We start from the raw sequence: 26,246 nt of genomic DNA, 5'->3' as shown, positions 1-26,246 counted from the left end.
TCGCGCGAGCTGCGAGATGGTGGGCTCGCTTCGCTCAGCCCACCCTATAGCAGTCGTTACGCAGCAGCAGTCTTGGCCGGCACCCGTGCAATCGCCAGCACGATCAACGCTGCCACCACGCAGAGTGCGCCCGCCACGAAGAACGCCGGCAGGTAGCTCTGCAGCACCGTCCGCGACAGGCCGGCGCCGAAGGCGGCCGTGCCCGCGCCGAGTTGATGGCCGGCAAAGATCCAGCCGAACACGAGGTTCGCGCGCTCCGCGCCGAACCGCTGCGCCGTGAGCCGCACCGTCGGCGGCACGGTCGCGATCCAGTCGAGCCCGTAGAACATCGCAAACAGCGACAGGCCGTACAGCGTGAAGTCGGAGAACGGCAGGAACAGCAGCGACAGGCCGCGCAGCCCGTAATACCAGAACAGCAGATAGCGGTTGTCGTAGCGGTCGGACAGCCAGCCGGAGGCGATGGTGCCGACGAAATCGAAGATACCCATCGCCGCGAGCAGGCTTGCCGCCTGCACCTGCGGGATGCCGAAATCGAGGCACATCGGGATCAGATGCACCTGGACCAGGCCGTTGGTCGAGGCGCCGCAGATGAAGAAGGTCGCGAACAGGATCCAGAACACGCCCGACTTCGACGCGTCGCGCAGGGTGCCGAGCGCGGCGGCCATGATCGGCGTGTTGTTCGGCGGCGGGGCGGGCAGCGGCTCGGTGCCTTCGTCGCCGAATGGTCGCAGGCCTACATCGCTCGGCCGGTCGCGCATGATCATGAGCACGCCGAAGGCTGACACCACCAGCAGGACGCACACCAGCGTCAGCGCGATCCGCCAGCCGTAGGTCTCGGTCAGGCTCGCCAGCAGCGGCAGGAAGGCGAGCTGCCCGGTGGCGACGCTTGCCGTCAGGATGCCAACGACGAGGCCGCGCCGCGCCACGAACCAGCGCGCGGCGATGGTTGCGCCGAGCACCAGCGCCGTCATGCCGGTGCCGATCCCGATCACCACGCCCCACAGCAGCATCAGATGCCACACCTTGGTCATCGCCAGCGAGGCGACGAGGCCCGAGATGACGATAAGCTGGGCCGAGAGCGTTACGTTGCGCAGGCCGTAACGGTTCAGCAGCGCCGCTGCAAACGGCGCCATCAGCCCGAACAGGATGAAGCGGATCGACAGCGCCGAGGAAATCTCCGCCGTGGTCCAGCCGAATTCCTTCTGCAGGGGGACGATGAAGACGCCGGGCGCGCCGACAGTGCCGGCGGCGATCAGGGCGGTGAGGAAGGTCACCGCGACCATCGCCCAGCCATAATGGATGTTGCGGCGGGCGAGGGCGGCGGACAGCCAGTTCGAGATCATTGGGCCTCGGTCGAGTCGGATGGGAGGGTTTTTGGCTTAGCGTATTCTGACGCGCGGGACGTCTGACTGGAATGTCATACTTCCCTCATTTCAGGACACGGCGGGACTTCAACGGCGATGCGCAGACCGCACGTTGGATTATGCTTATGAAATTATGCGCGATGGAAATCGCAACCGGGCAATCCTATCAAAAAATCTCATCCGTCACATGAGGGATATTGAGGCGCTATTCCAGCCCATCCAGCGCGGTCCTGATGGCGCTTTTAAAGGCAGCGATGTCGCCGAGTTCGTGCGCGAGTACCAGCGCAAGGCGGGTCAGAAACAAGGCTTCGCGTTCGGCGCCGGCTTGATCGATTGCCGTCGCCAGCGTCTCATAGGCGGTCTCGAAGTCGTCGAACGGCATGGCGCTCATGGCATCTCACTTCCCAGGCAAATCTTGGCGGTTTTCAGGATCTCGTCAGGAACGGCCGTCCGCCATCGCCCGGCGATGTGCAGGTCGGGCCGCAGCAGATAGAATGTGCCGGGCGCCGCCGCGAACAGGCTGATGATTTCACCGTCACGATCGGCAATGGCCGTTCCAGCCGCCGTTGACTGCTGTGATGTCACAACCAGCGGAACGAAGCGTCGGTCGATTCGACCGAGCTGGGCCAGCAACGCCGTCTGTTCGGTGGTGGGCTCGGCCTCGCAGAACAGGATCGCCGTCATGCCGTTGCCGGCGCGATCCAAGAGGTAACTGCCGTCGGCGAGCTTCGCGTTCGGCGCGGCGCTGCCGCTGGGAAGGCCGCCGGCAAACTCGGAATCACGTCCGGCATAGGGCGTCAGCGGGCTCTGCGAATAGGTGTAGGGCTGCATTTGGCGCGGATTGGCAAGGCCGCGGGGAAATTCGTGGCGAAGACTGAGCGACAAGGCCGCTTCCCGCGCCAGCCGCCAGCCACGCGTCGGCGGCGTCATGAAACGCGTGCTCTTGGTGGCGTTGGCGAAGACGTCCAGCGTGGCGCCGCGCCGCTCCGGCGAATAGCTGTCGAGGAGTTGCTGGTCCGCTTCGCCATGGAGCACCAGCGCCAGCTTCCAGCCGACGTTTTCGGCATCGGCCAGTCCGTTATTCAGCCCGCGCACGCCGAAGATCGGCACAATGTGCGCGGCGTCGCCGATGAAGAACACGCGGCCGTGGCGATAGTCATCGAGGCAGAGCGTGTTCGCGGAATAGATGCTCCACCATTCCAGCTCCCACGGTTTGGTGTGGCCAATATCGGCAAGGATCGCCGTAACACGGGCGCGGATGTTCTCTTCCCGCAAGGCTTCCTGTTCGCTCTCGCCTTCGCGGAGCTGATAATCCACGCGCCAGATATTGTCCGGCTGCTTGTGGATCAGCACCGTGCCGCCGGGATTGCCGCTCGGTTCGAAAAAGGCGCGGCGCTCGGTCGGAAAATCGTGATCCATGCGGATATCCGCGATCATATAGCGGCCTTCGTAATTGTCGCCCTTCAGCCTGAGACCAAGCATCGACCGGACAGGTGAGCGCGCCCCATCGGCGGCCAGCACATAATCTGCATCGAGCCGGTAATCGCCCTCGGGCGAGGAAATGCGAACCGAGACGCCGTCGTTGCGAGGCGCGATGCTGGAGAGTTCGCTCTGCCAGCGCATGTCGATGAGGTCGCTGGCCGCGACCGCGTCGTACAGGAATTTCTCGATGTATTGCTGCTGCAGATTGTACATCGGCAGATATTTTTCGCCCGGCGGCTGCGGCATCTCCAGCCGAAAATCTGTTCGCCGCGATAGTAGCTGCGGCCAAATCGCCAGCCGAGCGCCTTTTCGACGAACGGCGCAACCGCGCCGATCCGCTCCAGGATGTGCATGCTCGGCCGCGCGATACAGATGGCGCGGCTGCCGTCATTAAAAGTGTCCTTGCGGTCGATCAGGACGCTTCTGATGCCGTAACGCGCCAGCACCAGCGCCGCCGTCATGCCGATCGGGCCGGCGCCGACGATCAGAACGGGATGCCGCGTCGCGACGCCGTCGAGCTCGGGCACGCGCCGCGCCGCAAAGCGGGGATAGTCGAAATAGAGCGATTCCAGCGGTCCCTTGCCGGCAGGCCTCATGCCGCCCCCCATCTATTTCTTGCGGTCGAGAAATCCCTGCATCATCAGCTGCGGCTCGCCGGTCAGGAAGGATTTTCCGAACACGCCGACGCTCAGATTGACCGACTCCGTCAGCGGCAGTTCCTCCCATTGGCGGAGCAGGTCCTTCTGTATGCGCAGCGCTTCCGGGCCGCATTCGAGCAGCGCCTGCACCGTATGCTCGACCGCGTCGTCGAGCCCGCCTTTCTTGGCGACGACGTCGACGAGGCCCCAGGCGAGCGCGGTCGGCGCGTCGATATTCTCCGCCGTCATCACCAGCCAGCGGGCGCGGCCCCAGCCGATCAGCCGTGGCAGCAACGCCGCGTGGATTACCGAGGGGATGCCGACGCGCACTTCCGGCATGCCGAATTTGGCGTCGTGGGCGCAAATGCGGAAATCACAGGCGGCGGCGACTTCGAGGCCACCGCCGAGGCACCAGCCGGGTAGCCGCGCGATCACGGGCGCCGGAAAGCGGCGCACAGCCTCGCAGAGGTCGCGCAAGCGCGTGATGAAGGCTTCGGCGGACTTCTGGTCGAGTTTTGCCATCTCCTTGATGTCGGCCCCGCCGATCATGCTCTTTTCGCTCTGGCCGGCGAGAATCACCGCGCGGATGCTCTTGTCGGCGGCGAGCTTTTCGAATCCCTCGCGCACGCTATTGGTGACGGCCGAGGAGAGGATGTTGAGCGAACCTGCGTTGCAGATCGAGAGCCGGGCGACGCCTCGGCCGTCGCGGTCGATACCGCAATGGGGATTGAGCATTTCCATCTTGTGTCCCGGACTTGTTTGGTGGTTGGCGTCAGTTCCGGACATTGCGCCAGGTTGTCAAGGACCGGACGAGCGTCGCTGGGCCGGCCGCCCGGCACGGAATTATGAACCTCATGCAAGGAGGACGCTGATCGGCCTCAGAATGGCGTCCGTTGGCAGACTGATGGAACTCGATCCGGAGTCCGGAGAATACCGTTGCACGGCTACGCGGCGCGACCGCAGCGGCACTACGGGATACCGCCCCCGCCGATCTTGCGGTGCACGCAACTGCCACCGTCGCGATCGCCGCGGCCGGAAAAGCGAAATAGATGCAGCTTTTCCCGGCCACAACTGCTATTATATGACCAGGGACATGTAATAGGACGCCGCATGCGTTATTCGAAAGAGCATAAGCAGGAAACCCACGCCCGGATCGTCCGGAAGGCCTCGGTGCGGCTGCGCGAGAAGGGTGCGCATGGCATCGGCGTCGCCGACCTGATGAAGGAGGCGGGCCTAACCCATGGCGGCTTCTATGCGCATTTCGATTCGCGCGAAGCGCTGGTGATCGAGGCCTTTGCCTATGCCATGGACCGCTCGGTCGAAGGCTGGCGCAAGATTGCTGCTGAAACGCCGCCGGAGAAACGGCTGTCGACCATCATCGATTCCTACGTTTCGACCGTGCATCGCGACGATCCCGGCCGCGGCTGCGCGGTTCCGACGCTCGGTGCCGAGATCGCCCGCGAGAGCGCCAAGACGCGCAAGGCGTTTTCCGCCAAGCTCGACCAATTGATCGACGTCATGGCCGACCAGATCCCGGACGTGCCGCGCAAGACGGCGCGCCGGCAGGCGATGGGCACGCTGGCAACGATGATGGGCACCCTGGTGATGTCCCGTGTCGCGGGCAGTGGCGAATTGTCAGATGAGATTCTCGCTGCCGGCCGCGAGGCGGCGCTGTCGCGCGCGGTGCCAGCCAAGAAGGCTCGGAAAGTGAATTAGGCCGCGCCTCTCCCCACGTCGTCCCGGCGAACGCCGGGACCCATACGCCGCGGCCGCGGGAAGGGGCACAAGGGGAGACAGCTTCTATTACAGTTCACATCGGTGAGTATGGGTCCCGGCCTTCGCCGGGACGACAACAGATTGCACCGAGTCTTCACCGCCCGCCGAACAGCGCGCGCTCGCGCTCCACCGTCTCGTGGATGTAATCGGCCACCGCGCGAATGCGTGCTAGGTCCTTGCTGTCGGCATGCATCAGCATCCAGAACGAGCGGGAGATCCTGACCTCGTCCGGCAGTACGGCGCGCAATTCCGGGTGCGATGTCGCCATGAAGTGCGGCAGCACCGCGATGCCGAAGCCGGCGATGGTGGCGTTGAGCTGCGCGATCAGATTGGCGCTGCGGAATTTCGCCGAGATCTTTGGCGAGACCTGCGGCAGGTAATCCAGTTCCGGCGTGAACAGCAATTCCTCGATATAGCCGACGAAGCGATGCTCCGGCAGGTCGCCCCGGCTTGTGATCTTGGGCGCGCGGTCCAGATAGGCCGGTGCGGCGTAGAGCCCGAGGCTGTAGTCGAGCAGCTTGCGACCGACGATGCGGCCTTCCTTCGGCATGGTCAGGCTGATCGCAATGTCGGCCTCGCGCTTCGACAGGCTGAACAGGCGGGCGGTCGCGACGAGTTGCAGATCGAGATCGGGATACCGCTCGGTGAACTTCACCAACCGCGAGGCCAGGAAGTGGCTGCCGAAACCGTCGGGCGCGCCGATCCGGACCGTGCCGGTGAGCTGGGCGCGTGAGCCGCCGACCGCCTCCTGGTTGGCGACGATGGTGGATTCCATCGCTTCCGCGCTGTCGGCGACGCGCTGACCGGCCTCGGTCAGGAGATAGCCGGTCTTGCGGCGGTCGAAGAGCTTTGCCGAGAGGTGCCGCTCCAGCCGGTCGACGCGGCGGATCACGGTGGCATGGTCGACTGATAGCTGCTTGGCGGCAGCCGAAACCGAGCCGCCGCGCACGATCGCCAGCACAAAGCGGAAGTCATCCCAGTCGATCGTCCCGGAGCCTTGATCCAGCATTTCCGCACATCTAAGGTGCAATATATTGGACTTGTATCCCAAGAAATGCGGGTCAAAAAGAGCCTCAACAGGCTTCAGGGAGATCATTCATGCGCTCTATCGGACACTTCATCGGTGGCAAAGAGGTCAAGGGCACGTCCGGGCGGACGGCCGACGTTTTCGAGCCGATGACCGGCGACGTCCAGGCCAAGGTGGCGCTGGCCTCGAAAGCGGAAGTCCGCGCCGCCGTCGAGAACGCCGCTCTCGCCCAGCCCGAATGGGCCAACACCAATCCGCAGCGCCGCGCGCGCGTGATGATGAAGTTCGTCGAACTGGTGCAGCGCGACTATGACAAGCTCGCCGAACTGCTGGCCCGCGAGCACGGCAAGACCGTTCCCGACGCCAAAGGCGATATCCAGCGCGGCCTTGAAGTCGCGGAATTCGCCTGCGGTATTCCGCACTTGATGAAGGGCGAATACACCGAAGGCGCCGGCCCCGGCATCGACATCTATTCGCTGCGGCAGCCGCTCGGCGTCGTCGCCGGCATCACGCCGTTCAATTTCCCGGCGATGATCCCGATGTGGAAGTTCGCGCCTGCGATCGCCTGCGGCAACGCCTTTATCCTGAAGCCCAGCGAGCGCGACCCGGGCGTGCCGATGCTGCTCGCCGAACTGATGATGGAAGCGGGGCTGCCGCCCGGCATCCTTAACGTCGTCAACGGCGACAAGGAAGCCGTCGATGCCATCCTCGACGATCCCGACATCAAGGCGATCGGCTTCGTCGGCTCCACCCCGATCGCGCAGTACATCTATGAGCGTGCGGCGCAGACCGGCAAGCGCTGCCAGTGCTTTGGTGGCGCCAAGAACCACGCCATCGTGATGCCAGACGCGGATATGGACCAGGCCGTCGACGCGCTGATCGGCGCCGGCTACGGCTCGGCCGGCGAGCGCTGCATGGCGGTATCGGTCGCGGTCCCCGTCGGCAAGGCCACCGCCGACCGCCTGATGGAAAAGCTGATCCCGCGCGTGGAGTCGCTCAAGATCGGCACCTCGATCGATCCGTCCGCCGATTACGGTCCGCTGGTGACGCGCGAGGCGGTCGAGAAGGTCAAGAGCTATATCGATATCGGTATCAAGGAAGGCGCGACGCTCGCCGTCGACGGCCGCGGCTTCAAGATGCAGGGCTATGAAAAGGGCTTCTACCTCGGCGGTTCGCTGTTCGATAACGTCACCAAGGACATGCGGATCTACAAGGAAGAGATTTTTGGCCCCGTGCTCTCGGTGGTGCGAGCCCATGACTACAAGGAAGCGCTGGCGCTGCCGTCCGAGCACGATTACGGCAATGGCGTCGCGATCTTTACCCGCGACGGCGATGCCGCCCGCGACTTCGCCGCCAAGGTCAACGTCGGCATGGTCGGCATCAACGTGCCGATCCCGGTGCCGATCGCCTACTACACCTTCGGCGGCTGGAAGAAGTCCGGTTTCGGCGATCTCAACCAGCACGGCCCGGACTCGGTCCGCTTCTACACCAAGACCAAGACGGTGACCTCGCGCTGGCCGTCCGGCGTCAAGGAAGGTGCGGAGTTCTCGATCCCGTTGATGAAGTGATGGCCTTGCCACAGTCGTCATTGCGAGGAGCGTAGCGACGAAGCAATCCACCTGTCCCCGTGCGGAGACGCGGATTGCTTCGCTGCGCTCGCAATGACGATGATGTGAGCTTTAACGGTAAGCGGCAGAATGCAGTTCGCTCTCAACGAGGATCAGATCGCGGTTCGCGACATGGCGCGCGAATTCGCCGCCGAGAAGATCGCGCCGCATGCCCTGCGCTGGGACGAGGAAAAGCATTTTCCCGTCGACGTGATGCGCGAGGCTGCGACGCTAGGCATGGGCGGCATCTACATCAAGGATGACGTCGGCGGCTCGGCGATGACCCGATTCGACGCCGCGCTGATCTTCGAGGCGCTGGCGACGGGATGCCCGACCGTGTCGGCGTTCATCTCGATCCACAACATGGCGTCCTGGATGATCGATGCCTATGGCAATGACACCCAGCGGCAGAAGTGGCTGCCGAAACTCTGTACGATGGAGTTGATCGCAAGCTACTGCCTCACCGAGCCGGGCGCCGGCTCGGACGCCGCGGCGCTGCGCGCCCGTGCGGTGCGCGAAGGCGATCATTACATCCTGAACGGCCAGAAGCAGTTCATCTCGGGGGCCGGCGGCACCGATCTCCTGGTCGCGATGGTGCGGACCGGCGGCGATGGTCCCGGCGGGGTCTCGACGATCGTCATCGACGGCAAGACGCCGGGCGTGTCGTTCGGCGCCAACGAGCGCAAGATGGGCTGGAACGCGCAGCCGACCCGCGCGGTGATCTTCGAGAATGCCCGCGTGCCGGTCGAGAACCGGCTCGGCGAGGAGGGCATCGGCTTCAAGATCGCGATGGCCGGCCTCGACGGCGGCCGACTCAATATCGCCGCCTGTTCGCTCGGCGGCGCGCAAAGCGCGCTCGACAAGTCGCTGGCCTACATGAAAGAGCGAAAAGCGTTCGGCAAGCGCCTCGACGAATTCCAGGCGCTGCAGTTCCGCCTCGCCGACATGGCGACCGAGCTGGAGGCGGCGCGGACCTTTCTGTGGCGCGCCGCCGCTGCGCTCGACCGCAAGGATCCGGATGCCACCATGCTGTGCGCGATGGCCAAGCGCTTCGGCACCGATGTCGGTTTCGAGGTCGCCAACCAGGCGCTGCAATTGCACGGCGGCTACGGCTATCTCAGCGAATACGGCATCGAGAAGATCGTGCGCGATTTGCGCGTGCACCAGATCCTGGAAGGGACCAACGAGATCATGCGGCTGATCGTGTCGCGCAAGTTGATCGAGGGCGCGCGATGACGGCGATCGACCCAGCCCCGTTGATCGAGGGTGACCTGATCGCGCGGCGCGAAGGCGGCTGCGGGGTAATCCGGCTGAACCGGCCGAAGGCGATCAACGCGGTCACGCTGGAGATGTTTCGCGACGTTGACAGGGCGCTCGATGCGTTCGAGTCCGATCCCGCCGTCGCCGTGATCCTGCTGGAGGGCGCCGGCGAGCGCGGCCTGTGCGCCGGCGGTGACATCCGCGCCCTCTGGGAAAGCTCCAAGGTCAAGGGTGATCTCGGCAAGGTCCTGTGGCGCGAGGAATACATCCTCAACGCCCGCATCAAGAAATTCGCAAAACCTTACGTCGCCTTCATGGACGGCATCGTGATGGGTGGCGGCGTCGGGCTATCGGCGCACTCCAGACATCGCGTCGTGACGGAAAAGACAAAGCTGGCGATGCCGGAGGTAGGTCTCGGTTTCTTTCCCGATGTCGGCGGCACGTGGCTGCTCTCGCATTCGCCGGGAGAGATTGGCACATACTTCGGACTGACAGGTCAGACCATGAACGGCCCGGACGCAATCCATGCCGGCTTTGCCGACCTGGTGGTGCCGTCCGGAGAACTGGCCGCCCTGCGCGAAATTCTCACCCGGGCCGCACCGGGTATAACGTCCGGCGAAATCAGAACTCTGATCGAAACCTTTGCGACCGACGAAAGCGCGGGCCCCGTTGCGGCAATACAGTCGAAAATCGATCGCTGGTTCGCACATGACCGGATGGAAGACATTGTCGCGGCTTTGCAGCGCGATGGCTCGGAACTGGCGGCCTTGACGCTGAAGACGCTCAACGAAAAATCGCCGCGCGGAATGGTGGTGACGCTGAAGCTGCTTCGGCTGGCGCGAACGTCCAGATCTCTGGAGGAATGCCTCGTGCGCGAATATCGCGCGGCGCTGGAAGTCTTTGCCAGCGACGATTTCCGCGAGGGCGTGCGCGCGGCCGTGATCGACAAGGACCGCAATCCAAAATGGTCGCCGCCGCGAATTGAGGATGTGACGCCGGAAATGGTCGCGCCTTACTTCGCCGAGATCGGCGCGGACGAGCTCAAGTTTCCCTGATTAGAACAAAAAAGACCTAGCGGAGGATTCGAGATGGCAAATATCGCATTCATTGGCCTCGGCAATATGGGCGGGCCGATGGCGGCCAATCTGGTCAAGGCGGGCCATAAGGTCATTGCGTTCGATCTGGTGGCGGCGTCGCGCGATCAGGCTAAGGCCGACGGCGCCACGATCGCCGAGAGTTCAGTGGCAGCAGTGAAGGGCGCCGACGTCGTGATCACCATGCTGCCGGCCGGCAAGCATGTGCTGACGGTCTGGAACGAGGTCGTTCCTGCCATGACCAAGGGTACGCTTATCATCGACTGCTCGACCATCGATGTCGAAAGCGCCAAGCAGGCGCATGCGCTGGCGGCCAAGCATGGCGCGCTCTCGGTCGACGCGCCGGTGTCCGGCGGCACCGGCGGCGCCAAGGGCGCGACGCTGACCTTCATGTGCGGCGGCGAGGAAAAGGCCTTTGCAGCAGCAAAACCCGCGCTGGAGAACATGGGCAAGAAGATCGTGCATTGCGGCGGCGCCGGGGCCGGGCAGGCGGCCAAGATCTGCAACAACATGATCCTCGGCATTTCCATGATCGGCGTCGGCGAGGCCTTTGCGCTCGCCGAAAAGCTCGGCCTGTCGCATCAGGCGTTGTTCGACGTCGCCTCGACCTCCTCGGGCCAGTGCTGGGCGCTGACCTCCTATTGCCCGGTGCCGGGCCCTGTGCCGGCGTCACCGGCTAATAACGGGTACAAGCCGGGCTTTGCCTCCAATCTGATGGTGAAAGACCTGACGCTGGCGCAGGACGCCGCCAACGCCGCCGGCGCCGTGACGCCGCTCGGCAAGCACGCGCAGGAAATCTACAAGGCGTTCGACGCCGCCGGCCATGGCGGGGTGGATTTTTCCGGTATTATCCAGCACGTTAGGAGCCTTGCTGCGAAATAACGGAGACCGGATGACGACGTTTCAGGAAGCGCGCGCCTTTCTGCTCAAGCACCGCACCGATTACGATGCGGCCGTGAAGGGTTTTCGCTGGCCCGACCCTGTTCCCTTCAACTGGGCGCTGGACTGGTTCGATGCGGAACTGGCGCAAAATCCTGACAGCCGCGATCGCACCGCGCTGTGGATCGTCGATCCCGGCGACAAGGAGACAACGCTCTCCTTTGCCGCGCTGTCGCGCCGCTCCAATCAGGTCGCCAACTTTCTGCGCGCGCAGGGGCTGAAGCGCGGCGATCATCTGCTACTGCTGCTCGGCAACGTCGTGCCGCTGTGGGAGACCATGCTGGCGGCGATGAAGCTCGGCGTCGTCGTGATCCCCGCCACCACGCTGCTGACGTCGGACGAATTGCGCGACCGGCTCGATCGCGGCAGGGCGCGGGCGGTGGTCGCCACGCAGGATCAGGTCGCGAAGTTCACCGGCCTCGGCGGCGACAAGCTCGTGCGCATCGTGGTCGGCGCAACGACAAATCACGACGGCTGGCTGTCGTTCGAGCAGGCCGCGAACGCTTCCGAAGCGTTTGCGCCTGACGGGCCGACTAACGCCGACGACCCGATGCTGCTCTATTTCACCTCGGGCACCACAGCAAAACCGAAGCTGGTGCGGCACAGCCAGCGCAGCTATCCGGTCGGCCACCTCTCGACGATGTTCTGGCTCGGCCTGCAGCCGGGGGATGTGCATCTGAACATCTCGTCGCCAGGCTGGGCCAAGCATGCCTGGAGCTGCTTCTTCGCGCCGTGGAACGCGGGCGCCACGATCTTCGTGGTCAACCAGCCGCGCTTCGACGCCAAGGCGTTGCTGGCGACCGTCGGCCGCTGCGGCGTTACCACGCTGTGCGCACCGCCGACGGTGTGGCGGCTGTTCATTCAGGAGAAGCTCGCCGACTTCAAGGTCAGCCTGCGCGAGGTCTGCGGCGCCGGCGAGCCGCTCAATCCGGAAGTGATCGATCAGGTGAAGGCGGCGTGGGGGCTGACGATCCGCGACGGCTACGGCCAGACCGAGACGGCGGCACTGGCCGGCAATTCGCCGGGCCAGAAGGTCAAGATCGGCTCGATGGGCCGCCCGCTGCCGGGCTACCGCGTGCAGATCACCGATATCGACGGCAACCTCGCCAAGGAGGGCGAGGTGACCTTGGTGCTCGGCACTGAGCGTCCCGCGGGCCTGATGCAGGGCTATCAGGGCGAGGATGGCAAATTGGCCGGCGCCGATGGCGATCTCTACCGTTCGGGCGACGTCGTGTTTGCGGACGACGAGGGGTATCTCACCTTCGTCGGCCGCTCCGACGACGTCTTCAAATCCTCCGACTACCGCATCAGCCCGTTCGAGCTGGAAAGCGTGCTGCTGGAGCATGAGCAGGTGGCCGAAGCCGCCGTCGTGCCGAGTCCCGATCCGATCAGGCTGGCGATCCCGAAAGCCTATGTGCTGCTGACATCGGGCGTAGAGCGTTCGCCGGAGACGGCGCTGTCGATCTTCAAGCACCTGCACACGCGCCTTGCGCCGTTCAAGCGCATCCGGAAGATCGAGCTGGTGACGGAATTGCCGAAGACGATCTCCGGAAAAATCCGCCGCGTGCAGTTGCGCCGGCTCGAACAGGAGAATAACCGCAGCGATGCGCTACGCGGAGCCGAGTTCCGCGAGGAAGAATTCCCGGAGCTGCAGAAGGTGCGGACCGCCGGGCAGGAGAGCTGAATAAATGAATGAAGTCTGGAAGAAGCCGCCGGTCTCGCTATCGGCCTATCAGGCCATGGTCGGCAAGGAGATCGGCGTGTCCTCGTGGCACCTGATCGACCAGAGGCGGATCAACGTCTATGCCGACGTGATCGAGGACCATCAGTTCATCCATGTCGACCCCGAAAGGGCGAAAAAGGAAACTGCGTTTGGCAACACCATTGCGCATGGTTTTCTGACGATGTCGCTGCTGAGCATCATGTCCTACGAGGTGATGCCAGTCATCGAGGGCACCTCGATGGGCGTCAATTACGGTTTCGACAAGCTGCGCTTCCTTTCGCCCGTGCGCGCCGGCTCGCGGGTGCGCGGGAGGTTTACGCTGGCCGAAGCCAAGCTGCGCAAGCCGAAGGAGCTGCAGTCGCGCACCAATGTCACCGTCGAGATCGAGGGCGAGGACAAGCCTGCCCTGGTCGCCGACTGGATCGGGCTGATCTATTTCGAGTGACGTGGTTCCTCCGCGTCATGGCCGGGCTTGTCCCGGCCATCCACGTCTTGCTATGCAACAACCATCGAGGCGTGGATGCCCGGCACAAGGCCGGGCACGACGAGAAACCAACTTCCAGGAAATTCCACTCATGGCAATCAGGTTTGACGGACGCGTCGCTATCGTCACCGGCGCGGGCAATGGTCTGGGACGGGCGCATGCGCTGGGGCTGGCGAGCCGCGGCGCCAAGGTGGTGGTCAATGATTTCGGCGGCGCACGCGACGGCACCGGCGGATCGCTGTCGCCGGCTGAAGCGGTGGTCGAAGAGATCCGCAAGGCCGGCGGAACCGCGATGGCCGATGGCGCCGATGTCTCGAAGTTCGGACAGGTCACGGCGATGGTCGAACGGGCGACCAAGGAGTGGGGCAGCGTGGATCTGCTCTGCGCCAATGCCGGTATTTTGCGCGACAAGTCGTTTGGAAAAATGGACGTGGCCGACTTTGCCAAGGTGCTCGATGTCCACCTCGTCGGCACCTTCTACTGCTGCAAGGCGGTCTGGGATGGCATGCGCGAGCGCAACTATGGCCGCATCGTGCTGACCACCTCGTCATCGGGCCTATTCGGCAATTTCGGCCAGGCCAATTACGGCGCGGCAAAAGCCGGCATGGTCGGCCTGATGAACGTCTTGGCCGAGGAAGGCCGCAAGAACAACATCCGCGTCAACACGATCTCGCCGACGGCAGCGACCCGCATGACGGAAGAACTGCTGCCGCCGCAGGCGCTGGCCCTGATGAAGCCCGAGGCGATCACACCGGCGGTGGAGTTTCTGCTGAGTGAGGACGCACCGACCCGCACCATCATGGGCGCCGGCGCCGGCTCCTTTGCGGTGATCAAGATCATCGAGACCGAAGGCGTCAACCTGGCGCAGGCCGACTGGACGCCCGATGCGATCGCCGCGCATTTTGCCGAGATCGACGACGTGTCCAAGGCTAGGGCGCTGCAGGGCGCGTTCGAGCAGACGCAGAAATATGTCGCCCAAGCCGCAGCGCGGGCGGGGATCAAGCTTTAACGCGACGGACCCGTAGGGTGGGCAAAGGAGCGAAGCGACGTGCCCACCATCTGTCCCGATGACGACTGAATGGTGGGCACGCTTCGCTTTACCCACCCTACGCACCGTCGATCCGGCATGCACTCCCACGATGTCATCGCACTCTAAAAACGTCGCCATCATCGGCGCCGGTCCCGCCGGCCTGATGGCGGCCGAGGTGCTGGCGCAGGGCGGCGCCGCCGTCACGGTCTATGACGCGATGCCGTCCGCGGGGCGCAAATTCCTGATGGCCGGGCGCGGCGGCCTCAACCTCACGCACAGCGAGCCGCTGCCGCAATTCCTCGCGCGCTACCGCGAGGCGCTGCCGCATCTGAGAGCCGCCATCGAAGCCTTTCCGCCGCAGGCCTTGCGCGACTGGAGCGAGACGCTGGGGCAGGAGACCTTTGTCGGCTCCAGCGGGCGCGTATTTCCAAAAGCCTTCAAGGCGTCGCCGTTGCTGCGGGCATGGTTGCGGCGGCTGGATTCGCTGGGGGCAAGACTGGCACTGCGTCACCGCTGGACCGGTTGGGACGAGCAGGGCCGCTTGCGCTTCGAAACGCCTGACGGAGCGCACATTGTCGATATCAGAGCGACTGTGCTGGCGCTCGGCGGTGCAAGTTGGCCGCGGCTAGGTTCCGATGGCGCGTGGGCGGAGATTCTCGCTGCCAAGGGTGTGAAGGTATCTCCGCTGCGGCCGGCCAATTCCGGCTTCACCGTCGCCTGGTCGGACATCTTCCGCGACCGCTTTGAGGGGCAGCCGCTCAAGGGCGTGGCGCTGACATCAGGCCAAGCAACGGTGCGCGGTGAAGCGATCATCACCCGGGCCGGCATCGAAGGGGGCGCTGTCTATGCGCTTTCGGCCGAATTGCGCGAAACCATCCTGCGCGATGGACGCGCCACGCTTAACATCGCCTTGCGCCCCGACGCGGAGACCGGCGAACTGACGGTGAAATTATCGGCCGCGAAGGGCAAGCAATCCTTCTCGAACTTCCTTCGCAAGGCGGCAAATCTCTCGCCCGTCGCGATCGGGCTGTTGCAGGAGAGTGCCAAAACATCCGGTAGTTCGTTGGCCGCGCTTTCTCCAACCGATCTCGCGCGGTTGATCCAGGCGGTGCCTGTGCAACTCACCGGCGTCGCGCCGATCGCCCGCGCGATTTCATCGGCGGGCGGCATTTCGTTTGACGAACTCGATGACGCCTTCATGCTCCGTCGGCTGCCCGGCATGTTTGCCGCAGGCGAAATGCTCGACTGGGAAGCTCCGACCGGCGGCTATTTGCTGCAGGCATCGTTTGCGACCGGGGCTGCTGCGGGGCGCGGTGCACTGAAGTGGCTGGAGCGCAAAATCTAACCTCGTCATTGCGAGCCAACGGGTCGCGCGGATGCGCGCCCGATGACAGGCGCCGCGAAGAAATCCATCGCGCCGCAAGTGGAGAGGTGGATTGCTTCGCTGCGATCGCAATGACGAAGGATGGCGCGGGAGGACACCTACCGCAACTTCCCTCGTGCGGCCACCGGCAGCACGCCCACGATCTCCTCGCCGCGCACCATCACCACCTCGTCCATCATGTTGACGACGACGCAGACATGGTTAGGCACGATTCGCACGACGTCGCCGACATTGGGCCGCGTATTGCTGCGGGCGAGATCGAGGAAGCCGTGCTCCTCGGCGAAGCGTGCGATCTTCGCTTCCGGGTGCTCCAGGATCAGCCCGTAGCCATCGAGTCCGCCGCCGGGGTCTGAGGTCAGCGTCTTCGAGCCGGCATCCAGAATGCCGCGGTCCGGACCGGCGCGGCTGACCACCGTCGAATAGATGTTCAGCGCGCAGTCGTCCCAACTGGCGACGCCGGCCGCGACCTGCATGCGGTCGTTGTAGATGTAAGTGCCGGGCCGATGCTCGGTCGCGCCCTTGAGCTTGCCGAGGTTGATCAGATTTGGCGAGCCACCGGTTGAAACCATCGCCGCATCGAGCCCGTGCGTGCGGACGCCCGCCAGCGCTTCGTCGTAGAATTTTTGCGCCTCCGCCCAGCCGGTCTCGGTCGGGTAGAGCATGAAGCCGGCGAACTTCAATCCCTTGGAAGCAGCGATCTCGCGGGCGAGCGCGATGGCCTCATCCGGCGTCTCGACGCCGGCGCGCTTGCGGCCGGTGTCGCATTCCACCACGACGTTGAGCGTGCGCCCAGATGCCGCGGCAGCTTTCGGCAGGTCGGCGACGACGACCGAATTGTCGGCAGCAACGGTCATATTCGCCTTGGCCTGCAGCGCGGCGAGGCGCGCCATCTTCTCCTCGCCGAGCAGATTGTAGCTGATCAGAATGTCGTCGATCCCGGCGTCCGCCATCACCTCGGCCTCGCCGATCTTCTGGCAGGTGATGCCTTTGGCACCGCCGGCGATCTGCATCTGCGCCAGCATCGGGCTCTTGTGCGTCTTGATATGCGGCCGGTTGGCGACACCGGCCTTGTCGCAGGCGACCTGGACCCGCGCGATATTGCGTTCGACGCGATCCATGTCGATGACGGCGCAGGGCGTGCCGTATTCCCTGGCGATTTTTGCGGCGAGGGGCGTTGTCATGGGGTCAACTCCAATCCAGCAGTTTTCGTCATTGCGAGCCAACGGGTCGGTGCAAAGCACCGCCCGATGACAGGCTCCGCGAAGCAATCCATCGTGCGGCATAACGGATAGATGGATTGCTTCGTCGCTTTCGCTCCCTTGCACAAACGCTTCGCGTTTGTCGCAGGCAATGACGACGATAAACCATCGGCCTAGGCTTGCTCAATCTCTTCCCGCAAAACCTCGAGCTCCAGCCAGCGGTCTTCCGCGGCCGCGAGCTCTTCCTGTGCCTTTGCAATCGCGGCCGAGGCTGCGTCGAACTTCTTGCGATCCTTGGCGTAGAGATCGGGATCGTCAAGCAGCTTCTGCTGCTTTGCGATCTCGGCCTGCAGTTTTGCCATCGTCTTCGGCAGCGTTTCCAGCGCGTGCTTTTCGTTGAAGCTGAGCCGGCGCTTTGGCGCGGCCGACGGCGTCGCTGGCTTCGCTTCTTTCTTCTCCTCGGCGGCAGGTGCGGCCTTCACCGCTTCCCGCGTCAGATCCCCGCCGCGCTGCGCCAGCATGTCGCTATAGCCGCCGGCATATTCGATCCAGCGTCCCTGACCCTCGGGCACGATCACCGATGTCACGACGCGGTCGAGGAAGTCGCGGTCATGGCTGATCAGGATCACCGTGCCCTCGTACTCACCGAGCATTTCCTCGAGCACGTCGAGTGTCTCGAGGTCGAGGTCGTTGGTCGGCTCGTCCAGCACCAATAGGTTCGACGGTTTTGCCAGCGCGCGCGCCAGCATCAGCCGGCCGCGCTCGCCGCCGGAGAGCGCTTCCAGCGGCGTACCGCGCTGCTCCTGCGCAAACAGAAAATCCTTCATGTAGCCGATCACGTGTTTCGGCTTGCCGCCGACATTGACATGGTCGCCGCGCCCGCCGGTCAGGGCTTCGGCGAGTGTCGATTTCGGATCGAGGCTTTCGCGGTGCTGGTCGAGCGTTGCCATCTCGATATTGGCGCCGAGCCGGATCGTGCCGTTGTCAGGCGGATCGGTGCCGATCAACAAATGCACCAGCGTGGTCTTGCCGGCGCCGTTCGGGCCGACAATGCCGACGCGGTCGCCGCGCTGGATGCGGATCGAAAAGTTGTCCACGATTGGGCGGTCGCCATAGGCCTTGGCGATGTTCTTGGCTTCGATGACCAGGCGGCCGGATTTATCGGCTTCCGCCGCCGCAAGATTGGCGCTGCCGGTCGCGCCGCGATAATTGCGGCGCTGGTCGCGCAGCGCATGCAGATTGCCGAGCCGTTTGACGTTGCGCTTGCGGCGGCCGGAGACGCCGTAGCGCACCCAGTGTTCCTCGTTGACGATCTTGCGGTCGAGCTTGTGCTGCTCGCGCTCTTCCTCCGCCAGCACGTCGTCGCGCCAGGCTTCGAACGCGGAAAATCCGCGGTCGATCTGCCTGATCTGGCCGCGGTCGAGCCACGCCGTCGCGCGCGACAGGTTGGACAGGAAGCGCCGGTCGTGGCTGATCAGGACTAGCGCGCACTTCCGGCTCTCCAGTTCGCCCTCCAGCCATTCGATGGTCGGCAGGTCGAGATGATTGGTCGGCTCATCCAACAGCAGGATGTCGGGCGAGGGTGCCAGCACCCGGGCGAGCGCGGCGCGGCGGGCTTCGCCGCCGGAGATATGCGCGGGGTCCTCGTCGCCGGAGAGCCCGAGCTGCTCGACCAGATAGCGCGCCTGGTAGTGATCGTCGCCGGGCCCGAGGCCGGCCTCGACATAGGCCAGCGTCGTCTTGTGGTCACCGAAATCTGGCTCCTGCGGCAGATAGCGGATGGTGGCGCCCGGCTGCACGAAGCGGCTGCCGCCATCGGGCTCGACAAGTCCGGCCGCGATCTTGAGCAGTGTCGATTTGCCCGAACCGTTGCGCCCGATCAGGCAGACGCGCTCGCCTGCGGACACCGAGAGCTCGACGCCCGACAGCAGCGGCGTGCCGCCAAAGGTCAGGCGAATGTCCTTCAATTGGATCAGCGGCGGCGCCATCGTCTAGCCCTGGTTCGGCGCAGGCTGCTCGGCCCGCTGGCGCTGAATGCGGCGGATGGTCTGGTCGAGCGTGGACAGGAACGCCGAGCGGTCGCGCGGCGCGAACGATCTCGGGCCGCCGGTCACTTCGCCCGAGGAGCGCAGGTCGGTCATCAGATTGCGCACCGCCAGCGTCATGCCGATTGATTCTTCCGAGAACGGCTTGCCGTTCGGCGCGATCACCTCCGCGCCCGCCTTGACGCAGCGGCTGGCGAGCGGGATGTCCGAGGTGATGACGATGTCGCCCTTGCCGGCGCGTTCGGCGATCCAATCGTCGGCGGCATCCATACCGGAACCGGCGGCGATGCGCTCGATCAGCGGATCCTGCGGAACGCGGATGAAATTGCCCGCGACCACGCTGACCGGCAGGCTGTGCCTGCCGGCGACGCGATAGATCTCATCCTTCACCGGGCAGGCGTCGGCATCGACATAGATGCGGGTGGGATTCACGTCAGGCATATCGGTTCAAGAGGGTTATTGCCCGCGTGGTAACCCATTCGATGGCGGAATGCGAGGAAAACAGGGCACGGAACACGCTTGCCACGGCATATTCTTTGCGTACGATAACTGTCTGAAAAAACAAAGAATAAGAGGAAGCGGGCATGCCCATCCAGCCCTATCGGGTCTCGGCCTATAACACGTCAAAACATTCCGAAAACAAGATGCACGATGACACCGTCGCGAAGCGCTATGGCTTTGTCGGCGGGCTGGTGCCCGGTGTCGACGTGATGGCCTACATGATGCACCTGCCTGTCGCAAAATGGGGCCGCGCGTTCCTCGAACGTGGCCTGATCGAGGCGCGCTTCGTCAAGCCGGTGTATGACGGCGAATTGACCGATGTTACGGGCGAAGAGAATAGCGGTGTACTGACGATCCAGGTCGAGAGCCGGGGAGAGCTCTGTGCGACCGGCACCGCATCGCTGCCACCGGCCGCGCCATCCTTTTCCCTGTCCGACTTTGTCGAAGTTGCAGCGGTGGCCGAGCGCAAGCCGGTGGATGCGACGTCCTATGCCCTCGGAAAATGGTTGGGTGCTGTCCCGCGCACCTGGGCGGTGGATGCGGCCAGGGAGTATCTTTCGGATATCCGCGAAACGGAAGAGATCTACGCCAGGGAAGGGCTCGGCCACCCCGGCCTGTTGCCGCGGGTGATGAACAAGGTGCTGGTCGACAATGCGCTTCTGGGACCCTGGATTCACGTCGGCACCCAGATGCAATTGCTGTCGGCAGCCCGCATCGGCGATGAATTGACCGCGCGCGCCAAGGTAACAGGCAATTACGACAAGAAGGGGCACCGTTTCGTCGAGCTCGATGCGCTGGTGGTCGGTAATGGCAAGACGCCGCTGGCGCATTGCCACCACATTGCGATCTATCAGCCACGCGAGCAGGCGGCGGCGTAACCATGGCCATCACCATCACCTATTATCTGTCGCTCAACTCGCCCTGGACCTATATCGGCAGCGCGCCGTTTGCCGAAATCGCGCGCCGATACGGCGCTGATGTCGACGTCAAGCCGGCCAAATTCGGCCCGATCTTCGAGCAGACCGGCGGCCTGCCGCTGCCAAAACGATCGCCGCAGCGGCGCGCCTACCGGTTGATGGAGCTCAGGCGCTGGCGCGAGGTGAGGGGCCTTCCGCTCAACGTCGAGCCCAAATATTTCCCCAGCGATGACCTTGCGGCAGTGCGGCTTGTGATCGCTGCCAAGCTGCAGGGCAAGGACGCGCATCGTCTGTCGCTGGAGTTCGGCCGCGCGATCTGGGAACGCGAGGAATCGCTCGCTGATGCGATTGTGATGGCGGCCGCCGCGCAGCGCGCCGGCCTGGACGCGACGGCTCTGCGCGCGAATGGCCCGCCGGATGCCGAGTTCGATGCACTTTACGAGCAGTACACGCAGGACGCACTCAACGCCGGCGTGTTTGGCGCACCGAGTTATGTACTCCCATCGGGCGAGATTTTTTGGGGCCAGGACCGGCTGGACCTGCTGGAACGCGCACTGAAGATGCTGGCCTGACGTGTTGCGCTACAAAATGCGCTATGATCCGCATCTAACGAGAAAACGAAACAGGAGTACACTATGCCCGGTTCAGTGAAGGACCTTCTTGCCGCAGCCAACAGCTCGGTCCCAACCATCAGCCCACAGGATGCAAAAGCACTAATTGAGGGTGGCAAGGTTTTGGTCGTCGATGTGCGCGACGGCACCGAGCTGCAAAGCACCGGCAAGGTTCAGGGAGCAAAGCATGTCTCACGCGGCATGCTGGAGTTTCGCGCCGATCCCGAAAGCCCCTACTACGACAACGCATTCGATCGGGAGAAGACCGTGATCGTCTATTGCGCGTCCGGCGGCCGGTCCGCGCTGGCCGGCAAGACACTGCAGGATCTCGGCTACAAGGACGTGCGTAATCTCGGCGGCTTCAAGGGCTGGGCCGAAAGCGGCGGCGCAGTCGAGAAGGTGTGAGGCGCATTCACCAGCCACATACCCAACTCGTCGTACCCCGCGAAAGCGGGGTATCCAGTACGCCGCGGCACCTCCGCGTCATTGCGAGCGTAGCGAAGCAATCCATCTTTCGGCTCGCGGATATTGCTTCGTCCGCTTCGCTCCTCGCAATGACAGCGCGCTGTGAACCGCGGCCAGCAGCCCGCCTCACGCCGCCTGCTGCGCCTTTGCATCCTGAATCGCGCGCCACACCCGCTCCGGCGTCAGGGGCATGTCGATATGGCTGACGCCATATTCCGACAGTGCGTCGATGACCGCGTTGACGATGCAGACGAGGCTGCCGGCGCAGCCGGCTTCGCCGCAGCCTTTGGTGCCCAGCGGATTGGATTTGGCAGGCGAGGGGTGATCGCCGATTTCCATCAGCGGAATGTCTTCCGCCCGCGGCAGCGCGTAATCCATGAATGAACCCGTGATCGGCTGGCCGCTGGTATCGTAGCTGACCTGCTCCATCAGCGCCTGGCCGATGCCCTGTGCCACGCCACCATGGAGCTGGCCGGCGACGATCATCGGATTGACCACGGTGCCGAAATCATTGACCGCGAAATAGCGCACGATTTGCACCACACCGGTATCAGGGTCGATCTCTACTTCCGCGACATGGCAGCCATTGGGGAAGGTGGACGGCGTGTCCTTGGTGGCGTGGTCAACGTCGAGTGAGCGCAGCGCGCCCTCGGGCATGTTGCCCTCGCGCAGCCGCTTGGCGAGATCCATGATGCCGATCGAGCGGTCGGTGCCGGCGATGGTAAAGCGGCCGCCTGCGAACTCGATATCGCCTTCGGATGCTTCCAAGAGATGCGCGGCAGCCTGCTTGCCCTTTTCGATCACCAGCGCGGACGCCTCCACGATCGCCTGGCCGGTCGCCGTGATCGAGCGCGAGCCGCCGGTGCCGTTGCCGAAGCGGACGAGGTCGCTGTCGTTCTGCTCGATGGTGATCTTCTCGAACGGCACGCCGAGCTGCGCGGACAGCACCTGCGCAAACGGGGTGGCGTGGCCCTGGCCGTAGTCGAGTGTGCCGGTCGTCAGCTTCACCGAACCATCCGGCTCGAAGGTGATCTTGCCGAGCTCGCCGCTTGGCGGCGCGGTCACTTCGAGATAGGAGCCGACGGCGATGCCGCGCAGCTTGCCGCTCTTCTTGCTCTCCTTCTTCCGCTTGGCAAAATTGGCGTGGTCGGAAATCTCCAACGCCTTGTTGAAGACGCCTGCGAAATCGCCGCTGTCATAGGTGACGCCAGAGGCCGCCGCGAACGGCAGTTGCGATGGCTTGATGAAGTTGCGCTTGCGCAGCGTCAGGCGGTTGATGCCCATCTCGTCGGCGGCGCGGTCGATCAGCCGCTCCATGTAATAATTGGCCTCGGGCCGGCCGGCGCCGCGATAGGCGCCCATCAGCGTGGTGTTGGTCAAGACCGTCTTGATATCGACGCCAAGCAGCGGCGTGCGGTAGACGCTGGCGAGATTCTTGCCGGTGTTGAGCGACAGTGGCCCCGGCGCGACGCCGGTGATGTAGGCGCCGAGATTGCCATAACCGGAAAGCCGTACCGCGAGAAACTTGCCTTCGACGTCCAGCGCCAGCTCGGCGTGGATGAGCTGGGCGCGGCCGTGGCTGTCGGAGAGGAAGCTGGTCGAGCGCTCGTCGGTCCATTTCACCGGACGTCCGAGCGCCTTCGCCGCGTGCAGGATGCAAGTGTATTCGGGGTAGCTGACGTTCTTCATGCCGAAGGAGCCGCCGACATTGGCGGTCAGGATGCGAACCTTGTCGTTCGGCACGTTGAGGATTTTTGCCAGCGTCACCTTGTTGCCGGAGACACCTTGCGTCGGCACCTGCAGCGTGAAGCGCTCGGTGGCCTTGTCGAACGCCGCCAGCGCCACGCGCGGCTCCATCGACACCACGGCAACGCGGGTGTTGACGATGTCGAGTTTTGTCACATGCGCCGCGGAAGCAAACGCGGCATCGATCTTGGCGGCGTCGCCATAGTGATAATCGAGCGCGACGTTGTTCGGGATGTGATCATAGAGCTGCGGCGCGCCGGGCTTGGCGGCTTCCGCGGCATCGGTCACCGCCGGCAGCGGCTCGATGTCGAGCTCGACGGCCTCCGCCGCATCGCGCGCCTGCGCCAGGGTTTCGGCGACCACGAAGGCGATGGGATCGCCGACAAAGCGCACCTTGTCGGTCGCCAGCGCCGGATGGTTGGTCTGCAACAGCGGCGAGCCGTCGCGGCTCTTCAGCGGCAGGCCACAGGTGAAGGGAGCGTAGCCGGCCGCGGCGAGATCCTTGCCGGTCCAGACGCCGAGCACGCCGGGCATCGCCCGGGCGGCTTCCGTGCCGATGCCCTTGATGATTCCGTGGGCATGGCTGGAGCGCACCATCCAGCAATAGGCCTGGCCGGGCAGGGCGAAGTCGTCGGTATATTTGCCCTTGCCGCGCACCAGCGTGTCATCCTCCTTGCGCCGCAAAGGCTGCCCCACGCCGTATTTTTGCAGTGCGATCGCGTTGTTCAGGGAGGAAGCCGACGTGTGATCTTGCATTGCAAACACCTGAAATACGTGGGAATCGCCGGGATTTTCCGGGTTCCGTGGGTTCCTGGTCAGATAACGCACTGCATCATGCGGGACAACGCCTGATTGGGCATAGTCCTATGTGATGGGTTGTTGCTTACCCCTTTGGCGCTGCTAAAGTTTCCGTGAACGGTAATTTTCTTCGGCGGCCGGAAGCGGCCTGCGGAAAGACAGTTTTGATGAAGGAAGATAGGCGGCTGCGCGAAGGCCTTGGTGCCTGCGCAAGCCCGTCAGGGTCGGTTGCGACGACCGCGGCAAACGGTGTTTACGCCGCGCTCGACCTTGGCACCAACAATTGCCGGCTTTTGATCGCCAGCCCGGCCGGCGACGGCTTTCGCGTGGTGGATTCGTTTTCGCGGATCATCCGGCTCGGCGAAGGCATTTCCGCGACCGGTTCCATCAGCGAGGCGGCCATCGAGCGCGCCATCGCCGCACTCAGCATCTGCAGCGACAAGATTCGTTACCGCAAGGCCAGGCGGCTGCGGCTGATCGCAACCGAAGCCTGCCGTGCCGCCGCCAATGCCGACAGCTTTCGCGCCCGCGTCGCGGCCGAGACCGGAATCCGGCTCGAGGTGATCGACCGCGAGACCGAAGCGACGCTGGCCGTGATCGGCTGTTCGCCGCTGCTCGACACCAAAGGGCGGGGCGCCATCCTGTTCGACATCGGCGGCGGCTCGACCGAACTGGTGCGGATCGAGCGCGATCCCACCGAACAGAATGCGCCGCCGCGGATCAAGGCGTGGATGTCGATCCCGCTCGGCGTCGTCACGCTCGCCGAGCATTTCGGCGGCCGCGACGTCACGGCGGAATCTTACGAACGCATGGTGCGCGAGGTGACGCAGCATGTGGCGCCGTTTGCGGCGGAACATGGCCAGGATTTGCGCGACATGCATATGCTCGGCACATCGGGCACGGTGACGACGTTGGCCGGCGTCCACCTCAACCTGGCGCGCTATGATCGTCGTCGCATCGACGGCATCTGGATGAACGGGTCTGACGTTTCGGCCGTGATCGAGCGGCTGCTTGCCATGAGCTATCAGGAGCGCGCCAACAATAATTGCATCAGCATCGAGCGCGCCGATCTGGTGCTGGCCGGCTGCGCCATCCTTGACGCGATCAGGGACGCCTTCCCGCTGCCGCGGCTGCGCGTCGCCGATCGTGGCCTGCGCGAGGGCATGCTGGTCGAGATGATGCGCGAGGACGGCGCGCTCAGGCCGTGCTGATGCGCGGGCGCGTTGTCATCTGTTGGATTGCGCATCTATCTGTGCGCTTAACTTGGGTCAGAAACCTTGCGCTATGCCCAAAAATAGGAAAAGGTGGCTGAGGCTCAGCCGCCTTTCCCTTCAAAGTCCCGCTGACTGAGTTACGCGGCACGCCGTATCTCGTCCATATTTTGCTTGATCTGCTTTCCGGCGTCATCGGCCATTTTGATCGACATGTCGGCCATCCGGCGGCTGCTCTCCAGAACCGTTTCCACGGTCTCGCGCACCATGTCGCTTTGTATGGCCGCAAAGTCCTGAGGAGTTCGGCAGGCCCAAAAATCATTCATATGGTCCATGTTCTTCTCGACCTGGTGCCGAACCATCTGGAAGTACTCTTGGGAGATTCCACCCATAACTTTGGCCGCAGCGGTACCGGTGTAAAGTACGGTTTGGGTGTTGCGAGCCGACCGTTCGGTTGCCTGTTGCACGCCGCCCCCTGACAAACCGAGCGAGCGACCAAATTGCTCCGTGGAACGGCCCATGACCGAGGTCGCCATTTCCAGGCCGAAGCGCCATGCGTTCTGTAACGTCTCGGCGTTTTGCTTGAGCAGATCTGTACTTGCGCGAGCCACTTCCGCTCCCGCTTCAGCCGCAACCTGTCCGACACGCGCCGTCTGCTCGGCTGCCGTTTGTCCCAGGCGGCTGGCCTGTTCCGCCGTTCTCTCGCCGGCGTGGCGAGCCGCGTCTTCCATACCGTGCGTAGACTTCTCCTCCTGACGGGGATTTGCCATCTTTTTTCTCCGCTGATTTGCAGGTTGATGACTGGCCCCAGCTCCTTCCCGAGCAACGCGATCAATGTCGAGCTGTTCCAGGCTTCTCGATCTTTTCGGAGATTCTCGATGTTGCATGGGAACGGCGGCTACGTCTTAGTCTATGCCAGACAGCGGGCACGACATCATACCGGCT

At 64.0% G+C, this 26,246-nt stretch carries 23 protein-coding genes and 1 pseudogene; 13 read left to right on the top strand and 11 right to left on the bottom strand.

Annotated features, from left to right (window positions below):
* Positions 1-56 precede the first annotated feature (56 nt).
* The 5 genes and pseudogenes from QA643_RS23460 to QA643_RS23440 all read right to left on the bottom strand — a co-directional run bounded on the left by QA643_RS23460 (position 57) and on the right by QA643_RS23440 (position 4,225).
* Positions 57-1,343 (bottom strand): MFS transporter, encoded by a 1,287-nt coding sequence (locus tag QA643_RS23460; RefSeq protein WP_283028258.1) that lies wholly within the window; start codon positions 1,341-1,343, stop codon positions 57-59.
* 226 nt (positions 1,344-1,569) lie between these two features.
* On the bottom strand, positions 1,570-1,755 hold the full coding sequence (locus tag QA643_RS23455) for a hypothetical protein (protein WP_283028257.1): 186 nt from the start codon (positions 1,753-1,755) through the stop codon (positions 1,570-1,572).
* Positions 1,752-3,092: an FAD-dependent monooxygenase gene (locus tag QA643_RS23450; RefSeq protein WP_283028256.1), complete on the bottom strand. Its 1,341-nt coding sequence runs from the start codon at positions 3,090-3,092 to the stop codon at positions 1,752-1,754. The genes QA643_RS23455 and QA643_RS23450 overlap by 4 nt, the downstream gene beginning before the upstream one ends.
* Before the next feature lie 116 nt (positions 3,093-3,208).
* Positions 3,209-3,307 (bottom strand): annotated as a pseudogene (locus QA643_RS23445) (hypothetical protein); the annotation flags it as partial.
* Between the two features lie 147 nt (positions 3,308-3,454).
* A complete protein-coding gene (locus tag QA643_RS23440) occupies positions 3,455-4,225 on the bottom strand; it encodes an enoyl-CoA hydratase (protein WP_283028255.1) in 771 nt (256 codons plus the stop codon).
* A gap of 369 nt (positions 4,226-4,594) precedes the next feature.
* Between QA643_RS23440 and QA643_RS23435 the strand changes: the two genes are divergently transcribed.
* A complete protein-coding gene (locus QA643_RS23435) occupies positions 4,595-5,200 on the top strand; it encodes a TetR/AcrR family transcriptional regulator (RefSeq protein WP_283028254.1) in 606 nt (201 codons plus the stop codon).
* 154 nt (positions 5,201-5,354) lie between these two features.
* Here QA643_RS23435 and QA643_RS23430 read toward each other — a convergent pair whose 3' ends face one another.
* A complete protein-coding gene (locus QA643_RS23430) occupies positions 5,355-6,269 on the bottom strand; it encodes a LysR family transcriptional regulator (protein WP_283028253.1) in 915 nt (304 codons plus the stop codon).
* Positions 6,270-6,358: 89 nt separating this feature from the next.
* On the opposite strand from QA643_RS23430, the gene QA643_RS23425 reads away from it, so the two are divergent.
* The 8 genes from QA643_RS23425 (at position 6,359) to QA643_RS23390 (ending at position 15,769) form a co-directional block, all read left to right on the top strand.
* On the top strand, positions 6,359-7,855 hold the full coding sequence (locus tag QA643_RS23425) for a CoA-acylating methylmalonate-semialdehyde dehydrogenase (RefSeq protein WP_283028252.1): 1,497 nt from the start codon (positions 6,359-6,361) through the stop codon (positions 7,853-7,855).
* Between the two features lie 129 nt (positions 7,856-7,984).
* A complete protein-coding gene (locus QA643_RS23420; protein WP_283028251.1) occupies positions 7,985-9,130 on the top strand; it encodes an acyl-CoA dehydrogenase family protein in 1,146 nt (381 codons plus the stop codon).
* Complete coding sequence (locus tag QA643_RS23415; protein ID WP_283028250.1) at positions 9,127-10,209, top strand: enoyl-CoA hydratase/isomerase family protein; 1,083 nt, start codon at positions 9,127-9,129, stop codon at positions 10,207-10,209. Before QA643_RS23420 ends, QA643_RS23415 begins: the two co-directional genes overlap by 4 nt.
* Positions 10,210-10,242: 33 nt before the next feature.
* Positions 10,243-11,130 (top strand): 3-hydroxyisobutyrate dehydrogenase, encoded by an 888-nt coding sequence (gene mmsB / locus QA643_RS23410; protein WP_283028249.1) that lies wholly within the window; start codon positions 10,243-10,245, stop codon positions 11,128-11,130.
* Between the two features lie 10 nt (positions 11,131-11,140).
* Positions 11,141-12,871, top strand: coding sequence for an AMP-binding protein (locus QA643_RS23405; protein ID WP_283028248.1), 1,731 nt, complete (start codon positions 11,141-11,143; stop codon positions 12,869-12,871).
* Between the two features lie 4 nt (positions 12,872-12,875).
* Complete coding sequence (locus tag QA643_RS23400; RefSeq protein WP_283028247.1) at positions 12,876-13,355, top strand: MaoC family dehydratase; 480 nt, start codon at positions 12,876-12,878, stop codon at positions 13,353-13,355.
* A 130-nt stretch (positions 13,356-13,485) separates the two neighbouring features.
* Positions 13,486-14,403 (top strand): SDR family NAD(P)-dependent oxidoreductase, encoded by a 918-nt coding sequence (locus tag QA643_RS23395; protein ID WP_283028246.1) that lies wholly within the window; start codon positions 13,486-13,488, stop codon positions 14,401-14,403.
* Positions 14,404-14,533: 130 nt separating this feature from the next.
* A complete protein-coding gene (locus QA643_RS23390; protein WP_283028245.1) occupies positions 14,534-15,769 on the top strand; it encodes a TIGR03862 family flavoprotein in 1,236 nt (411 codons plus the stop codon).
* A gap of 137 nt (positions 15,770-15,906) precedes the next feature.
* Here the strand turns inward: QA643_RS23390 and QA643_RS23385 are convergent, their stop codons facing one another.
* The 3 genes from QA643_RS23385 to QA643_RS23375 all read right to left on the bottom strand — a co-directional run bounded on the left by QA643_RS23385 (position 15,907) and on the right by QA643_RS23375 (position 19,493).
* Positions 15,907-16,989 carry a D-TA family PLP-dependent enzyme gene (locus QA643_RS23385; RefSeq protein ID WP_283028244.1) on the bottom strand — a complete coding sequence of 361 codons (1,083 nt, stop codon included), beginning with the start codon at positions 16,987-16,989 and terminating at the stop codon, positions 15,907-15,909.
* 191 nt (positions 16,990-17,180) lie between these two features.
* Entirely contained in the window at positions 17,181-18,995 is a 1,815-nt protein-coding gene (locus QA643_RS23380; protein WP_283028243.1) for an ATP-binding cassette domain-containing protein, read from the bottom strand.
* Positions 18,996-18,998: 3 nt separating this feature from the next.
* Entirely contained in the window at positions 18,999-19,493 is a 495-nt protein-coding gene (locus QA643_RS23375) for a YaiI/YqxD family protein (RefSeq protein ID WP_283028242.1), read from the bottom strand.
* Positions 19,494-19,636: 143 nt separating this feature from the next.
* On the opposite strand from QA643_RS23375, the gene QA643_RS23370 reads away from it, so the two are divergent.
* From QA643_RS23370 to QA643_RS23360, 3 genes are all read left to right on the top strand, one after another.
* Positions 19,637-20,431, top strand: coding sequence for a hypothetical protein (locus tag QA643_RS23370; RefSeq protein ID WP_283028241.1), 795 nt, complete (start codon positions 19,637-19,639; stop codon positions 20,429-20,431).
* A gap of 2 nt (positions 20,432-20,433) precedes the next feature.
* Positions 20,434-21,042: a 2-hydroxychromene-2-carboxylate isomerase gene (locus tag QA643_RS23365; RefSeq protein WP_283028240.1), complete on the top strand. Its 609-nt coding sequence runs from the start codon at positions 20,434-20,436 to the stop codon at positions 21,040-21,042.
* 63 nt (positions 21,043-21,105) lie between these two features.
* Positions 21,106-21,486 (top strand): rhodanese-like domain-containing protein, encoded by a 381-nt coding sequence (locus tag QA643_RS23360; RefSeq protein WP_283028239.1) that lies wholly within the window; start codon positions 21,106-21,108, stop codon positions 21,484-21,486.
* Between the two features lie 186 nt (positions 21,487-21,672).
* Here the strand turns inward: QA643_RS23360 and QA643_RS23355 are convergent, their stop codons facing one another.
* Positions 21,673-24,048 carry a xanthine dehydrogenase family protein molybdopterin-binding subunit gene (locus QA643_RS23355; RefSeq protein WP_283028238.1) on the bottom strand — a complete coding sequence of 792 codons (2,376 nt, stop codon included), beginning with the start codon at positions 24,046-24,048 and terminating at the stop codon, positions 21,673-21,675.
* Between the two features lie 209 nt (positions 24,049-24,257).
* Here QA643_RS23355 and QA643_RS23350 point away from each other — a divergent pair, with 209 nt between their 5' ends.
* Complete coding sequence (locus QA643_RS23350; protein ID WP_283028237.1) at positions 24,258-25,301, top strand: Ppx/GppA phosphatase family protein; 1,044 nt, start codon at positions 24,258-24,260, stop codon at positions 25,299-25,301.
* Between the two features lie 140 nt (positions 25,302-25,441).
* On the opposite strand, the gene QA643_RS23345 is transcribed toward QA643_RS23350, so the two are convergent.
* Entirely contained in the window at positions 25,442-26,071 is a 630-nt protein-coding gene (locus tag QA643_RS23345; protein ID WP_283028236.1) for a phasin family protein, read from the bottom strand.
* Between the last annotated feature and the right edge of the window lie 175 nt (positions 26,072-26,246).

Source organism: Bradyrhizobium sp. CB3481 (assembly GCF_029714305.1).
Classification (GTDB): domain Bacteria; phylum Pseudomonadota; class Alphaproteobacteria; order Rhizobiales; family Xanthobacteraceae; genus Bradyrhizobium.
This window is presented reverse-complemented; position numbering and strand designations above follow the sequence as displayed.

Bases quoted from the DNA above. Each gene is read 5' to 3' on its own strand.
- QA643_RS23460 (WP_283028258.1), bottom strand. From the start codon at position 1,343: ATGATCTCGAACTGGCTGTCCGCCGCCCTCGCCCGCCGCAACATCCAT.
- QA643_RS23455 (WP_283028257.1), bottom strand. From the start codon at position 1,755: ATGAGCGCCATGCCGTTCGACGACTTCGAGACCGCCTATGAGACGCTG.
- QA643_RS23450 (WP_283028256.1), bottom strand. From the start codon at position 3,092: ATGCCGCAGCCGCCGGGCGAAAAATATCTGCCGATGTACAATCTGCAG.
- QA643_RS23440 (WP_283028255.1), bottom strand. From the start codon at position 4,225: ATGGAAATGCTCAATCCCCATTGCGGTATCGACCGCGACGGCCGAGGC.
- QA643_RS23435 (WP_283028254.1), top strand. From the start codon at position 4,595: ATGCGTTATTCGAAAGAGCATAAGCAGGAAACCCACGCCCGGATCGTC.
- QA643_RS23430 (WP_283028253.1), bottom strand. From the start codon at position 6,269: ATGCTGGATCAAGGCTCCGGGACGATCGACTGGGATGACTTCCGCTTT.
- QA643_RS23425 (WP_283028252.1), top strand. From the start codon at position 6,359: ATGCGCTCTATCGGACACTTCATCGGTGGCAAAGAGGTCAAGGGCACG.
- QA643_RS23420 (WP_283028251.1), top strand. From the start codon at position 7,985: ATGCAGTTCGCTCTCAACGAGGATCAGATCGCGGTTCGCGACATGGCG.
- QA643_RS23415 (WP_283028250.1), top strand. From the start codon at position 9,127: ATGACGGCGATCGACCCAGCCCCGTTGATCGAGGGTGACCTGATCGCG.
- mmsB (WP_283028249.1), top strand. From the start codon at position 10,243: ATGGCAAATATCGCATTCATTGGCCTCGGCAATATGGGCGGGCCGATG.
- QA643_RS23405 (WP_283028248.1), top strand. From the start codon at position 11,141: ATGACGACGTTTCAGGAAGCGCGCGCCTTTCTGCTCAAGCACCGCACC.
- QA643_RS23400 (WP_283028247.1), top strand. From the start codon at position 12,876: ATGAATGAAGTCTGGAAGAAGCCGCCGGTCTCGCTATCGGCCTATCAG.
- QA643_RS23395 (WP_283028246.1), top strand. From the start codon at position 13,486: ATGGCAATCAGGTTTGACGGACGCGTCGCTATCGTCACCGGCGCGGGC.
- QA643_RS23390 (WP_283028245.1), top strand. From the start codon at position 14,534: ATGTCATCGCACTCTAAAAACGTCGCCATCATCGGCGCCGGTCCCGCC.
- QA643_RS23385 (WP_283028244.1), bottom strand. From the start codon at position 16,989: ATGACAACGCCCCTCGCCGCAAAAATCGCCAGGGAATACGGCACGCCC.
- QA643_RS23380 (WP_283028243.1), bottom strand. From the start codon at position 18,995: ATGGCGCCGCCGCTGATCCAATTGAAGGACATTCGCCTGACCTTTGGC.
- QA643_RS23375 (WP_283028242.1), bottom strand. From the start codon at position 19,493: ATGCCTGACGTGAATCCCACCCGCATCTATGTCGATGCCGACGCCTGC.
- QA643_RS23370 (WP_283028241.1), top strand. From the start codon at position 19,637: ATGCCCATCCAGCCCTATCGGGTCTCGGCCTATAACACGTCAAAACAT.
- QA643_RS23365 (WP_283028240.1), top strand. From the start codon at position 20,434: ATGGCCATCACCATCACCTATTATCTGTCGCTCAACTCGCCCTGGACC.
- QA643_RS23360 (WP_283028239.1), top strand. From the start codon at position 21,106: ATGCCCGGTTCAGTGAAGGACCTTCTTGCCGCAGCCAACAGCTCGGTC.
- QA643_RS23355 (WP_283028238.1), bottom strand. From the start codon at position 24,048: ATGCAAGATCACACGTCGGCTTCCTCCCTGAACAACGCGATCGCACTG.
- QA643_RS23350 (WP_283028237.1), top strand. From the start codon at position 24,258: ATGAAGGAAGATAGGCGGCTGCGCGAAGGCCTTGGTGCCTGCGCAAGC.
- QA643_RS23345 (WP_283028236.1), bottom strand. From the start codon at position 26,071: ATGGCAAATCCCCGTCAGGAGGAGAAGTCTACGCACGGTATGGAAGAC.